Annotated in this window: 13 protein-coding genes; 6 read left to right on the forward strand and 7 right to left on the reverse strand. The window is 62.9% G+C overall.

From position 1 onward, the window contains the following. Positions 1 to 37: 37 nt before the first annotated feature. On the forward strand, positions 38 to 628 hold the full coding sequence (locus AC1MEK_RS01120; RefSeq protein WP_480394414.1) for a hypothetical protein: 591 nt from the start codon (positions 38 to 40) through the stop codon (positions 626 to 628). Position 629: 1 nt separating this feature from the next. On the opposite strand, the gene AC1MEK_RS01125 is transcribed toward AC1MEK_RS01120, so the two are convergent. The 6 genes from AC1MEK_RS01125 to AC1MEK_RS01150 all read right to left on the reverse strand — a co-directional run bounded on the left by AC1MEK_RS01125 (position 630) and on the right by AC1MEK_RS01150 (position 7,477). Then, on the reverse strand, positions 630 to 1,643 hold the full coding sequence (locus AC1MEK_RS01125) for an XdhC family protein (protein WP_480394415.1): 1,014 nt from the start codon (positions 1,641 to 1,643) through the stop codon (positions 630 to 632). A gap of 11 nt (positions 1,644 to 1,654) precedes the next feature. Then, the gene (locus AC1MEK_RS01130; RefSeq protein ID WP_480394416.1) at positions 1,655 to 3,001 is read right to left on the reverse strand and encodes a c-type cytochrome; all 1,347 of its coding nucleotides are present in this window, start codon (positions 2,999 to 3,001) and stop codon (positions 1,655 to 1,657) included. A gap of 21 nt (positions 3,002 to 3,022) precedes the next feature. Further along, positions 3,023 to 5,272, reverse strand: a complete 2,250-nt coding sequence (locus tag AC1MEK_RS01135) for a xanthine dehydrogenase family protein molybdopterin-binding subunit (RefSeq protein WP_480394417.1) — start codon at positions 5,270 to 5,272, stop codon at positions 3,023 to 3,025. Further along, entirely contained in the window at positions 5,272 to 5,724 is a 453-nt protein-coding gene (locus tag AC1MEK_RS01140) for a (2Fe-2S)-binding protein (RefSeq protein ID WP_480394418.1), read from the reverse strand. Before AC1MEK_RS01140 ends, AC1MEK_RS01135 begins: the two co-directional genes overlap by 1 nt. A gap of 294 nt (positions 5,725 to 6,018) precedes the next feature. Beyond that, complete coding sequence (locus AC1MEK_RS01145) at positions 6,019 to 6,423, reverse strand: nuclear transport factor 2 family protein (RefSeq protein WP_480394419.1); 405 nt, start codon at positions 6,421 to 6,423, stop codon at positions 6,019 to 6,021. Positions 6,424 to 6,559: 136 nt separating this feature from the next. Further along, complete coding sequence (locus AC1MEK_RS01150) at positions 6,560 to 7,477, reverse strand: LysR family transcriptional regulator (protein WP_480394420.1); 918 nt, start codon at positions 7,475 to 7,477, stop codon at positions 6,560 to 6,562. Positions 7,478 to 7,598: 121 nt separating this feature from the next. On the opposite strand from AC1MEK_RS01150, the gene AC1MEK_RS01155 reads away from it, so the two are divergent. The 3 genes from AC1MEK_RS01155 to AC1MEK_RS01165 all read left to right on the forward strand — a co-directional run bounded on the left by AC1MEK_RS01155 (position 7,599) and on the right by AC1MEK_RS01165 (position 9,486). Beyond that, a complete protein-coding gene (locus tag AC1MEK_RS01155; RefSeq protein WP_480394421.1) occupies positions 7,599 to 8,351 on the forward strand; it encodes an SDR family NAD(P)-dependent oxidoreductase in 753 nt (250 codons plus the stop codon). 60 nt (positions 8,352 to 8,411) lie between these two features. Beyond that, positions 8,412 to 8,960: a VOC family protein gene (locus AC1MEK_RS01160; RefSeq protein WP_480394422.1), complete on the forward strand. Its 549-nt coding sequence runs from the start codon at positions 8,412 to 8,414 to the stop codon at positions 8,958 to 8,960. A gap of 124 nt (positions 8,961 to 9,084) precedes the next feature. Further along, a complete protein-coding gene (locus AC1MEK_RS01165) occupies positions 9,085 to 9,486 on the forward strand; it encodes a hypothetical protein (RefSeq protein WP_480394423.1) in 402 nt (133 codons plus the stop codon). Positions 9,487 to 9,838: 352 nt separating this feature from the next. Here the strand turns inward: AC1MEK_RS01165 and AC1MEK_RS01170 are convergent, their stop codons facing one another. Beyond that, a complete protein-coding gene (locus AC1MEK_RS01170; RefSeq protein WP_480394424.1) occupies positions 9,839 to 11,479 on the reverse strand; it encodes an ABC transporter substrate-binding protein in 1,641 nt (546 codons plus the stop codon). A gap of 91 nt (positions 11,480 to 11,570) precedes the next feature. Here AC1MEK_RS01170 and AC1MEK_RS01175 point away from each other — a divergent pair, with 91 nt between their 5' ends. Further along, entirely contained in the window at positions 11,571 to 11,717 is a 147-nt protein-coding gene (locus AC1MEK_RS01175) for a hypothetical protein (RefSeq protein ID WP_480394425.1), read from the forward strand. Positions 11,718 to 11,978: 261 nt separating this feature from the next. Continuing rightward, positions 11,979 to 12,290 carry a hypothetical protein gene (locus AC1MEK_RS01180; protein ID WP_480394426.1) on the forward strand — a complete coding sequence of 104 codons (312 nt, stop codon included), beginning with the start codon at positions 11,979 to 11,981 and terminating at the stop codon, positions 12,288 to 12,290. Positions 12,291 to 12,672 lie beyond the last annotated feature (382 nt).

Genomic DNA, 12,672 nt, shown 5'->3' on the forward strand with positions numbered 1-12,672 from the left:
AGATCAATGCTCACTCCGATCACGAGGGCAGCTCGTCATGAACAGCCAGGAAAACCGCCGCCCCACCCCTGCATTTCTCCAGCCTGACGCCCCGGCCGCGGCCTCGGATTCGACGCTGTTTCAGGGCCGGCCCGCGCTGATCGCCCTGCTGCGTCAGCACCTGATGGTCGCCCTGCGGCTGAATCAGGAAGTCTGTCGCCTGCAGCTCAAGCTGCGCAATGTCAGCTTCGTCGACCTGCGCGAACTGTTCCACCGGATCGGCAATGCCACTGCTCACTGTTCGGATTTTCTCGATGAGCGAATCCGCGACATGGGCGGCGTCGCGTCATTTCAGCGGCGGCTGATCCAGGCCTTGCGCCCGGGTCAGGATGCGCCCGACCATGACCCGGACTTCGCCAGCGCCATCGAGCGCGTCAGCCACTACACCCACGAACTGATGAAGTTCGCCGTGCAGTCCAAGCCGCTGATGGATCAGGCGGTGATCCACGGCGACTACAACGGCCTGCACGTGATGACCGACTGCGTTTATCAGATCACCCAGTTGGTGGCCTTGATCCAGATTCACCTGCCCGTCGACTCACCCTACCCGGCGCGCCCGGCAATGGCCCTGCACACCAGCGCGGGTTAATTCAGGCGGTTTTTTCCAGGGCATGTTTGGCCGGACCGACGCGAATCTCGCTGGCCAAAGCGATGCCATTTTTCGCCGCAAGAATTTCCGCCATCACGCTGACCGCGATCTCGGCCGGGGTCTTGCTGCCGATGTAGATGCCGATCGGGCCGCGCAGCCGGGCCAGGGAGGTTCTGGTCTCGCCGAAATGTTCGATCAGGCGCTCGCGGCGTGACTCACTGTTGCGCCGCGAGCCGATGGCGCCGATGTAGAACGCCGGGCTGTGCAGCGCTTCGAGCAGGGCGAGGTCGTCCAGTTTGGGGTCGTGGCTCAAGGCAACGATGCAGGTGCGCAGGTCCACGGCAAAATCCCGCACCACGTCATCGGGCATGCCGCTGATCCGCTCCACGCCGGGGACCGACCAGGTCTGCAGGTATTCGGGACGCGGATCGCACACCGCGACCTTGAAGCCGTTGAACAGCGCCATGGTCGCCAGGTACTCGGCCAATGCCCCGGCTCCGATCATCAGCAAGCGAAAGCCCGGCCCCAACGTGCTGAGCATCTGCTCGCCATCGAAGGCGAACTGCTCGGGGGTTGCCGTGGGTTCGAGGCTGACCCGGTTGCTCGGCAGGTGCAGGCGACGACGTACCAGCCGACCGCTGTCGAGCAATGCCAGCAGCTCGTCGATGACACGCCAGTCCGGGCTGAATTCGAGGATCAACTCCAGGGTGCCGCCACAGGGCAAACCGAAGCGATGGGCCTCGTCGGCGCTGACGCCATAGCGCACCACCTGCGGGAGGCCGTCTTGCAGGCCGCTGCCGCCGTAGGCGGTGGTGTAGCGATGGATCAGGTCGTCCTCGATGCAGCCGCCAGAAACGCTGCCGACCACCCGCCCGTCGCTGCGCAGCGCCATCATCGAACCCACCGGGCGTGGCGATGATCCCCAGGTGCGGGCCACGGTGGCGAGCAACACGCGCTCACCCGCCGCCAGCCAGTCCCGGGCGCTGCGCAACACCAACAGATCGATGCTTTCCATCAGTCGTCCCCTTAGCGCATGTGCAGGATGATCGGTGTCGGGCTGGCCGGGTCGGTGTGCTCACGCAACTTGCCCACCGCCTGCGCGTCCACCGCTGAACTGCGATTGCCCCAGGTGCTGCGCACGAAACTCAGTACCTCGGCGATCTGCTGGTCCGACAGCTGCTCGCGAAACGCCGGCATGCGGTAGGCATCCGGCACCCCGGCCGTGACCACCCGCTGCGAGCCATTGAGGGTGATGTTGATCGCCGAAGCATTTTCAGCGGCCAGCGCAGAGGTCGCGCCTGCCAGCGGCGGCATCCACTCGGCCTGGCCCTTGCCGTCCAGCCCGTGGCAGGACGCGCAACGGGTCACGTAGGTGTGGGCACCGGGTGTGTCCAGTCGGTCAGCCGCCGACACCGCCTGGTACTGCCAGGCCGCGCCATCGCGTGCGGGATCGCCGGGCAGTGACTTCAGGTAGCGGGCGATGGCGGTCAGGTCTTCATCGCTCATGAACTGCGTGGAGTTGTTGAACGCCTCGGTCATCGAGCCGAACACCACCGCGTGGCGGTTGCGCCCGGTCTTGAGGAACTGCACGATCTCCGGCTCGCTCCAGCGCCCAAGGCCGGTGTTGTGGTCGTTGCGCAGGCTCGGCGCGTACCAGCCGTCGAGCAAGGCGCCGGCGAGGAACGGCGTGCCCTTTTCATCCAGCGCCTTCTCGTTGAACGCCAGCCCGCGCGGCGTGTGGCAACTGCCGCAATGCCCCGGCCCCTGGACGATATAGGCGCCACGATTCCACAACGGATCCTGCCCGGCCTTGGCAGCGTACGGCCCATTGTCGACAAACACGCCGTTCCACAGCGCGATGGGCCAGCGCAGGTTCAGCGGCCAGGGGATCGCGCTGGCGATGTTGGCCTGTTTCACCGGCGCCACGCCTTTCATGAAGAAGGCATACAGCGCCTTCACGTCGTCGTCGCTGAGTTTCACGTAGGACGGATATGGCATCGCCGGATACAGCCGCCGCCCGCCCGGCGCCACGCCATGGCGTACGGCGCGGTCGAAGTCGGCCAGGCTGTAGCCGCCAATCCCGGTGTCGCGATCCGGGGTGATGTTGGTGGCGTGAATCGCCCCCAAGGGCGTGGCCATTTCCAGGCCGCCGGCGAACGGCGCGCCGCCCGGCACGCTGTGGCAGGCAACGCAATCGCTGAGCCGGGCGACGTATTCGCCACGGCTGACCAGCGCCTGGTCGGTATCGGCGCTTTGTTGTTCGGCAAACGGCGAGGCAGGCTCGCGGGTGACATACCAGGCCAGCAGGCCGGCCACGATCAGGCACGGCACGGCCAACCAGCCGGCGGTTCTTGCAAATCGGCTGTTGCTCATAAAAAACGGTTCCCGTGCAGGTCAGGTGAAAGAGTGTCGGCTCAATGGCAGGCTGCGCACCCGCTGCCCGGTCAACGCCGCTACGGCATTGGCCACCGCAGGCGCCACGGCAGGCAGCGGCGGTTCACCCACCCCACCCATTTTTTCGCCACTCTCGACCACCTTTACATGCACCCGCGCCATGCGCGCAGGTGGCAGGATCGGGTACAGATCGTAATTGCGCGCACGGGGCTTGCCGTCAATCCACACCGCTTCTTCCACCAGCGTCTGCGACAAGCCCAGCGCCACGGCACCGTTGACCTGCGCCTCGACGATCGCCGGGTTGACGATGCTGCCCGGGTCGATCGCCTGCCAGATGTCGTGCACCCTCACCTCACCGTTCTCGATGGATACCTCGGCGATCACCGCCGTCTGCGTGCCGAAGGGCGAAGCCATGGCCACGCCACGGGCACGCTTGCTGCCGTCTTCAGCGGTGAACGGCCCGCGCTTCCAGCCGCCGGACAACTCGCCCACGGCATTGAGCAGCGTGGTCAGCCGCTTGTTGTCGCGCAGCAGATGCAGGCGCAGCTCGAACGGGTCCTTGCCGCCCTTGTCGGCCAACTCATCGAGGAAGGACTCGTAGAAGAAGTCGTTCAGCGAATTGCCCACCGAACGCCAGTAGCCGAGCATGGCCGGGCCTTTGACGTAGATCTGCGCGATGCGCTTGTTGGGGATGGCGTAAGACTTGCCCGCCAATCCTTCCAGCGCGGTCGGGTCGAGCTTGTCGCTTTGCTTGCCCGCCAGCGCCTCGGTCGGGCCTTCAGTGGCACTGACCGCTTCGATTGCAACCGGCCAGCCATCGTTGTCCAGCGCCCCGCGGAAATTCACTGCCGCGACGGGCCGCAACACATCGCGGACGAACTCTTCTTCGCGGGTCCAGATCACCTTGACCGGTTGCCCCACCGCCTTGGCCAGTTCGATGGCCTGGGGATAGGGGTTGGCCGATTCGTACAGGAAGTGCCGGCCGAAAAACCCGCCCAGCAAGGGCGAATGCAGGGTGATGCGCTCGGGGTCCAGGCCGGTGCGTTTGGCGATATCGGCGCGGAACATGTCCGGCGCCTGATTGGGCAGCCAGATCTCCAGTGAGCCGTCTTCGCTGAAGCGCGCCAGCGCCGATGGCGGTTCCAGCTGGGCGTGATTCAGGTACTGGTTGTGGTAGGTCGCGTCGATCCGGGTCTTGGCACTGGCCAGGCTCTTGGCGATGTCGCCTTCGTTTTCGTCGTCCCGTGCCGGGCCCTTCTCTGCGGCCAGGCGCTTGAGCCAGGCGTCGCTGGAAAAGTCCGCCGGCATGATGCGCAGCTTGCTGTCCGGCGCCGCTTCCAGCCAGTCGACTTGAACCGCTTCCACCGCGCGCTTGGCGTGCCACCAGCGCTCGGCGACCACCGCCACTGCGCCGGGCAAACGATGCACCGAGTGCACGCCCTTCATGGCCTTGACCTGATCCTCGTTGCGCAGATTGCCCACCGTCATGCCCAGACGCGGCGCATGCTGAACAGCCGCATGCAGCATGCCGTCGACCTTCAGATCGATGCTGTACAGCGCCTTGCCGGTGGATTTGTCGTAGGCGTCGAGGCGTTTGACCGGCTTGCCGATCCAGCGGAATTGAGCCGGATCGCGCAACTGCACGCTGGCCGGGTCCGGCACCGGCAGGTCCATGGCCCGCTCGGCCAGTTCGCCGTAGGCGACGGAGCGTCCGGAAGCCGCGTGCACCACCTTGCCGGGCTCGGTGGTCAGTTCGCTCACCGGCACGCCGAGTTGTTCGCTGCCTGCCTGTAGCATCATGGCCCGGGCCAGCGCACCCAGCCGGCGCATGGTCGGATAGCTCATGCGCACCGACATGCTGCCGCCGGTGATGCGCAGGCCGTTTTCCATGACCACGTAGGCCTCGCCCGGTGGCGCGGCTTCGACAGTAAAGCTGGCAGGATCGATATCCAGTTCTTCGCCGATGATCTGCGCCATGGCGGTAAAAGTGCCCTGCCCGCCTTCCATGAACGGGCAGCGCAGGTGCACGGTGTTGTCCGGATGGATTTCCAGAAACGCCGGGATCTGCGTGCCCCGCTCAGCGGTCGCGCCGGCAGCGGCCTGTACCCGGGTCGAGCCCAACGGCAGGCCAAAGCCCAGCACCAGGGCGCCGATGGCGGTGCCGGTCAGAAAGCGACGGCGCGAGAGGTTGATGGGGAAGGCCTGCGGCCGCGCGAACAGCGCTTCGAGGGATTCAAATGGCGCGTTCATCAGGCTTCCCCCTGCGCCAGCTCATGCACGGCGGCATGAATCGCGTTGTAGGTCCCGCAGCGGCACAGGTTGACCATCGCGGCCTGGATCTGCGCGTCGCTGGGTTTGGGATTGTGCTTGAGCAGCGCGGTGGCGGCCATCACCTGCCCGGACTGGCAATAACCGCATTGGGCGACCTGCAGATCGACCCAGGTGCGTACCACCCGTTTGCCGACCTCGTCCGCCTCGATCGCTTCGATGGTGGTGACGTCGCGCCCCACCACACCGGCCACCGGCGTGACGCAGGAGCGCACGACGTTGCCGTCCACCAGCACCGAGCAGGCGCCACATTGCGCCAGGCCGCAGCCGTATTTGGTGCCGGTCATGCCCAGATCATCGCGGATGACCCACAACAACGGGGTATCAGCGTCGGCATCGACCTGATAGGTCTTCTGGTTGATTCGCAGTTCCATGGTTCACCCGCCCATCATCGGTTAGTCGATATTTTTTATGAACAGCTGTGGCAGTACATTGCTGCCTTGAGCGCAAGCCCTGACATCGGACACGCCCGGTGCGCCGATGTTGTTTTTTCAGGGGCAACTTTTCAGGGTCAACGACGACGCCCGGCACAGGGGGCCAGGGTCGTGGTCAAGCGCTTCTGTTCAACGACTTTAGTCTGCCGCCGAAAGGTTTCCCATCGGCCACGCCGATTCCCGGAGGATTAGGCAAACAATCAAGCGGATTGGGTTAGCCAGCTGGCATGGCGATCACGCCGGGTCGCGCGGCGCGAAGGCGGTTGCCGCCGCCAGAGTGTTCATCGACTCGCGCAGCAGCTGGATCTTGCCGTCCCGGGCCACCAGGCGCCCGGCATAGGATTGCTGGTAGATCCGCCCGGTCGCCGGCACCAGCGCCTCGACGTCGTACTCGGCGAAAGCCTGGTCAGGGGTGTCGATGAGGAAGCGGATACAGCGGAACTTGAAGTCCGGCACCTTTTTCAGCAGCGATGAGATAAAGACCTCGATCTGCTCCGGCCCTTGAGCGCGGTCGGGAATGCCCAGGGATTTGAGGTAAGGAATCTCCAGCGCACCGTCGTCGGCGAAGAGTCGAGCGGCGGCGCGGGGATCCTGAATGGCGTCCAGGTAGTCCTGGAACAGTTGTACGGCGTTTTTCATGGCGAAGGTCCTGTGGGATGGGTACGCGGCATGGATTGCCGGTCACGGATGCCCACGTTAACCAACGCCTTTGTTCTTCAAAATGGCAAAGGCTGAAAACCATCGTTTCATTTTTGTAAGCAGGCACGGAACTCGTCTATCCATTCCAGCGCCAGGCAGGATCGGACAAGTGTTCATGGAAGAAATCCGACAACGCCTTGATCTTCACTGGCCGGGTTCTCGCTGACGGCGTCACGAAGTACAGCCCGCCGCGGGTCATGCTCCACTCGGGCAGGATCCGCTCCAGTCGGCCATCGGCCAGGTACTCGCTGGCGATGAACTCAGGCAGTTCGGAGATCGCCAGCCCTTCGAGCAGCACCGGGATCATCGCGTCGGAATTGGTCACGCGCATCGGCCCGCTCGGCACCACATCCTCCTCAACGCCGGTTTCATGGGTGAAGCGCCACACCTGGGTGCGGGCGCGGTAGGCGTAACTCAGGCACGGCACATTGGCCAGATCCCGGGGGTGCTGCGGGCGGCCGAACTGCGCGATATAGGCCGGCGACGCCACCAGAAACTGAGTGACCGCACACAGCCTTCGGGCCACCAGTGACGAATCAGGCAGCGCGGCGATGCGCAAGGCTGCGTCAAAACCGTCGGCGATCAGGTCCACCGAGGCATCGGACAGATGCAGGTCCACAGACAACTCGGGATACCGGCGAATCAGCTTCGGCATCAATGGCGCCACCCAGCGCAGCCCGAAAGACATCGGAATCGCCAGCCTTACCTGGCCACGGGGCTGCACCGACAACTCCATGGCCTCGCCCTCGACTTCCTCGGCCTGACGATAGATGTCACCGGCCTTGCCCGCCATGCTCTGGCCGAACTCGGTCAGCGACAGTTGCCGCGAGGTGCGATTGAACAGCCGCCCGCCCAAGCGTTCCTCGAGCCTGGCCACCGCCCGCGACACCGTCGGCACCGATACGCCCATCACCCGCGCTGCTGCCGCGAACGATCCCTCTTCTGCCACCTTGGCGAACATCGCCAGCCCTTCGAAATCCGGAAGTTTGTTCATTTCATTTCTGCAACGATGAGTTTCGGACAATTCTATTTTGAATTTTGCCGACCGTCGATACGATTCTCCCATCGCAGCAAACAACCCACTGAACGCACTACCCCACACTTGGAGAAACACTATGAACGGTAAACTCGAAGGCAAAATCGCAATCGTCACCGGCGGCACCAGCGGCATCGGCCTGGCCACCGCCAAACTCTTCGCCAGCGAAGGCGCCACCGTCTACATCACCGGCCGCCGTCAGGCTGAACTGGACGCCGCCGTGGCACAGATCGGCAACGCCACCGGCGTGCAGGTCGACTCCTCGAAACTGGAGCAACTCAACGCCTTTTATGAGCGCGTCAAAGCCGAACAGGGCCGCATCGACGTCCTGTTCGCCAACGCCGGCGGTGGCTCGATGCTGCCCCTGGGCCAGATCACCGAAGCGCACTACTACGACACCTTCGACCGCAACGTCAAAGGCACGCTGTTCACCGTGCAACAGGCCCTGCCCCTGCTGGCGCAAAACGCTTCGGTGATCCTCACCGGCTCCACCGCAGGCAGCTCCGGTACGCCAGCGTTCAGCGTCTACGCCGCTTCCAAGGCCGCCGTACGTGCCTTCGCCCGCAACTGGATTCTGGACCTGAAAGACCGCAACGTCCGGGTCAACACCATCAGCCCCGGCGCCACCCGCACCCCGGGCCTGGTCGACCTCGCCGGCCCTGACGCTGCGCAACAGCAAGGCCTGCTCGATTACCTGGCCTCGCAAGTGCCGCTGGGCCGCGTCGGTGAACCGGAAGAAATTGCCAAGGCTGCGCTGTTCCTGGCCTCCAGCGATGCCAGCTTCGTCAACGGCGCCGAACTGTTCGTCGATGGCGGCCAGGCGCAGATCTGACTGGCAGGCAAGCAGCCGCTCAGGCTGCTTGCCATCCCCACCTGTATTGGAAAGTACCCCATGAAAATCGTGAAAATGACCCTGATGGCACTGTCTGTCACCCTGGCCTCACTGGCCCAGGCCGCAACCCCCAACACCCCGGTCGCGCCCGCTGCCGCCGATGCGCTGCAGGTTTCGCTGATCGACCACGTCGGCATGAACGTGCCGGACATCGACGCCGCGATCCACTTCTTCTCCGACCTGACCGGCGCCAAAATCATCTCCGACATTCAGCCGGGCAAGATCCCCGCCGAATGGAAAACCCAGTTCAACTGGCATCAAAGCAGCGAGCTGCAGCGCTTCGTCATGCTGCAACTCAATGGCGGCGCCAAGGTCGAGCTGTTCCAGTATCGCGGGGCCGACCTCAACGGGCAGTCGCCTCATGGCGACGACATCGGCGTCAGCCACTTCGCACTGAAAACCGCCGACATGGCCCACAGCCTGGCAGTGATCAAGGCCCGTGGCCTGAAGATTCTGAACGAGCCGATCACCAACCCGGACGGCGTGCAGTGGATGTACATTCAGGCGCCGTGGGGCGCGCAGATCGAGCTGGTGTCGCTGCCCGGTTGAGCCGCTGGAGCCCGGCGCATGCGACACCCGGCGCCGGGGTCTGCAGAAATGTCCTCAAGAGATCCACTCCTTGGGCCGATAGCAGCGACAGGTTAAACACGCTCTCGACACCCAAGGAAGACTCATGCCCAAGACCCGCCTCATCACCGCCCTGGCTTTTCTCACCCTGGGCGGATGCGCCTCGGCACCGTCCAACTCCAGCACCAGTTCCAGCAGCACCAACCCCACCGCCAACATCGACTACGCCCGCCAAAGCTACGAAGGCACGCGCTTCGAGAAAGCGGGCGTTGCCGGCGCCCTGCAGCAGGCGACATTCAAGAGCGACATCGACAGCTGCGAAGCCATCGCCAACCGCAACTATCAGGAATCCATCGCCCGCGGCGCACAACTCTCGCAGCTGTACGGCCAGGCGCTGAGCCCCCAGGTGCTGGCAAAAATGAAACGCCTGCAAGTCGGCGTGTGCATGGCGGGTGACAAGGCGTCGTCGAGCCAGGGCAAGGGCTGGACGGTGGTTGGGGCGGGGTGATTTGGGGGGTGCCTGACGACTGGGGGGGGTCTGGCCTGATAACCAGGCCGGGCGCGCTTGTCTGTTCTTCGTCTGCCGCCGAGCTGATGGTGACGTTCTCGGTTGCGGCGATGGCGACCGTATCGTTGCCAGCCTGCAGCTCACTCCCTACCTGAGTCTCCGTGGTCTGCAGCTGGCTCTTGCCGCTTTTACTCAACACCCAGGCACTGACCGGTGTAAGGCTGCATCGAACGTTAGCGCTCGGCATCGGAAAGCGAGTTGGCGTGATCGGATTCATAGGCGAACGCCAGAAGATAAAAGACCCATGCAAAAGTCCGGGAATATCGGCATCCCTCCCCATCCCCCCCTCCTCTCAGGCCTGCGCAGTGTTCCTGGCTTTGCTTTCGAACATGGCGGTATCGGCCTTGAACATCAGTTCGTCGAGCAGTTCACCATCTTCCGGATACCAGGCCACACCCAGGCTGGCGCTGACCTTGATCTGGGTGTCCTTCCACTGCATGGGCTGCTCGACAGCCTTGCAGATGTCCTGGGTGATGCGCTGGATATCGTGTTTGTGATGCGCGCCGTCGAGCAGCAAGACAAACTCGTCACCCCCCATGCGCGCGGCGATTTCGAATTCGCGAATATGGGATTTGATGGCCGAGGCCACATGGACCAGAACAGCATCGCCCGCCTGGTGGCCATGACAATCGTTGATCTGCTTGAAGTTGTTCAGGTCGATATAGCACAGGGCCAAATGCTCTCCACGACTCTTGGCGCCGAGCAGCTTCTGGCTGACGAAGGGAATGAAACTATTGCGATTGGGCAAGCCGCTCAGGCTGTCATAAAAGGCCAGCTTGCGGACTTCCTCTTCAGCGAGTTTGCGTAACTTGATCTCGTTACGCAGATGGCGCTGGGCGTTCAACAGCACCAGCGTGAACATCAGGACAAGCACGCCGCCAATACTGATCAGGACAATCGTCTTGCGCAGCCGCTCGACGAGCTGTGGCGGGTTGGGATCGTAGATGAAGTTTTCCAGACCGTCGAGGCTGTTGACCATGCCCAGTTCGAGGAAAGTCTCCGCCATGCGTTGCCAGCGCCCCGGATTCATGTGACCGATCTCGATCAAGTCGGATTGCACCAGTGGCCGCATGGCTTGAGCTTCAAACTCCAGATGCGCGCGGCTTTTTTCTACCGAATACTGGTTGAGCAGCAGGTCGATGATTTTCTCGGGGTTGTCCATCGCGTAGCGCCAGCCACGCAGCGTGGCGCGGCGGAAGGCCTCGACCCTTTGGGGATGCTCATCAATCTCGGCTTGGGTGGTGAACAGGATGTCGCTGTAGAAGTCGATCCCGTAGGTGACGGGCGAGATCACGTTGTAGTCCACACCGCGCTCTTGCAAATAGAAGGGCTCGTTGGTCAGGTAGGAGTTGAAGGCCGTCACCTTGCCGTCAGCCAGATCCCCGATCTGATAACTGCTGGGCAGCAGTTGCAGTTTTTCGAGGGGTATCCCCTCGCTGCGGAACATCGCCAGAAAGTCCGCATCGGTCTGTGCATCCATCAGCATCACCGGCTTGTCGATCAGGTCATGCACGGTGCGCACCCCTTTGTCGGTGCGAGCCAGCAGCACAGAGGGGGAATGCTGAAAAATCACCGCAAGCGCGACCAGGGGCTTTCCATGCAAGCGTGAGTACAGCAATTCGCTGTTGGCTTCGGCATATTGGGCGCGCCCGGACAGCACCTCTTCAACCGGGGTGATATTGGGACCGCCCTCGTGCAGGCGCACCTCCAACCCTTCATCGCGGTAATAGCCTTGCGCGATGGCGGCGTAATAGCCCGCGAACTGAAACTGATGTTTCCAGCGCAGCTGTACATCAACCACCTGTACGACGCCATTCTGTTGGGTGGCCGGGCTCGCCCACGCCGCCTGGGCCGAAAGCAGCACGAAACACAGCAGTCGACGCAGCCGCCCCGGCAAACCTGGCGCGTTGGAGCAGCTACGGAGGCTGGGCATAGTGGAGGGTCCGTGAATCGAGCTTATCGTTTAGCGCAAGGCTTGGCGCGGCATTGTGGCATCACTGACGCGATGCCAGCAATCGCGTGCAATGGGGGTGATATCTGGCGGAAGGTCCGGCACCGCCACCCACGCCAATCTGATGAACTCGATGTTCACCCAGATCGTTGCGGTGTGCGCCACCATTACCCGCAGCGATCTGGGCCTTTACTGGACGATGGTGTTCGGTGCGGCTTGAACGGTATTGAACACAGTTGGACGACCATCGTGCACAATCATATTTAACATTAAAGTGCCACCAACCGTTTCAAATTTGAGAACGGGATCACGCTTATTGGATCCATTCAGTGTTGCGATGCCCGCCCAATGCCCCTATCGTCTCTGCCTCGACGCCTGTCGGGACATCACTTCCTGTCGATTCTTATCAAAAAATCAATAACAACACGTCGATATTTCCCGTGCGCCCGCACGTGATTTTACTTTGGGATGGAGATTGAACATGACTACATGGAAATTGCGCGCTCTGGCCATTGCAGGGGCGAGCGTATTACTGTCCGCTTGCGGCTCGGCACAGGTCAACATGACCGAAATGCAGACCGCCACCGCCAAGACCCTGGGCCTGGCATCCTCCGATGAAATCACAGTCACCAACGTTCAGTACGCCGAAAAGAACGCGCTGGGTGGTCAGAAGCTGAGCTACGACGCCACCACCGCCCGCGGCCGCAAGTTTGCCTGCACGGCCTTTGTGATTCCAGGGCTGACGCCACTGGACAAGGCCGCCTGGAGCGATGGCGAGTGTCACCCTCGGTAAACCGCTCTCACTGTAAGGTCGCGGGAGCCAACTGCTGCGCTCCCCCGGCTGCCGGAGCACTGCATTCCACTTGCCCCTCCTCGTTTACATTGCCACTGACCCTTCATCTGTATTCGGCTTGATCGGTGCACGGATTACGTCTTGGCAGGTCGACCCAAAGCAGACATTCGCGAAGGGCAGGAATCGACCGATACCTACCCTTCGTCATTTGAGCGCGCCCCTTTACCAACCGACCATGTCTGGAAGCCTCTGGAACACCCGAGCCAGCCACGCATGCGCGGCCTGCTTACAAGCCTTCCACCTGACGGCAACAAACCCACCTCCTCTCCCCAGGCGCTGACTCAACGCCACCCTCCACTTTCACCGGCAGAAACATTCAGCT

The organism is Pseudomonas sp. 2 (assembly GCF_056627435.1).

Excerpts from the sequence above, each read along its gene's own strand:
- AC1MEK_RS01135 (WP_480394417.1), bottom strand. The coding sequence starts at position 5,272 with ATGAACGCGCCATTTGAATCCCTCGAAGCGCTGTTCGCGCGGCCGCAG.
- AC1MEK_RS01165 (WP_480394423.1), top strand. The coding sequence starts at position 9,085 with ATGCCCAAGACCCGCCTCATCACCGCCCTGGCTTTTCTCACCCTGGGC.
- AC1MEK_RS01145 (WP_480394419.1), bottom strand. The coding sequence starts at position 6,423 with ATGAAAAACGCCGTACAACTGTTCCAGGACTACCTGGACGCCATTCAG.
- AC1MEK_RS01160 (WP_480394422.1), top strand. The coding sequence starts at position 8,412 with ATGAAAATCGTGAAAATGACCCTGATGGCACTGTCTGTCACCCTGGCC.
- AC1MEK_RS01170 (WP_480394424.1), bottom strand. The coding sequence starts at position 11,479 with ATGCCCAGCCTCCGTAGCTGCTCCAACGCGCCAGGTTTGCCGGGGCGG.
- AC1MEK_RS01155 (WP_480394421.1), top strand. The coding sequence starts at position 7,599 with ATGAACGGTAAACTCGAAGGCAAAATCGCAATCGTCACCGGCGGCACC.
- AC1MEK_RS01175 (WP_480394425.1), top strand. The coding sequence starts at position 11,571 with ATGGGGGTGATATCTGGCGGAAGGTCCGGCACCGCCACCCACGCCAAT.
- AC1MEK_RS01140 (WP_480394418.1), bottom strand. The coding sequence starts at position 5,724 with ATGGAACTGCGAATCAACCAGAAGACCTATCAGGTCGATGCCGACGCT.
- AC1MEK_RS01180 (WP_480394426.1), top strand. The coding sequence starts at position 11,979 with ATGACTACATGGAAATTGCGCGCTCTGGCCATTGCAGGGGCGAGCGTA.
- AC1MEK_RS01130 (WP_480394416.1), bottom strand. The coding sequence starts at position 3,001 with ATGAGCAACAGCCGATTTGCAAGAACCGCCGGCTGGTTGGCCGTGCCG.
- AC1MEK_RS01150 (WP_480394420.1), bottom strand. The coding sequence starts at position 7,477 with ATGAACAAACTTCCGGATTTCGAAGGGCTGGCGATGTTCGCCAAGGTG.
- AC1MEK_RS01120 (WP_480394414.1), top strand. The coding sequence starts at position 38 with ATGAACAGCCAGGAAAACCGCCGCCCCACCCCTGCATTTCTCCAGCCT.
- AC1MEK_RS01125 (WP_480394415.1), bottom strand. The coding sequence starts at position 1,643 with ATGGAAAGCATCGATCTGTTGGTGTTGCGCAGCGCCCGGGACTGGCTG.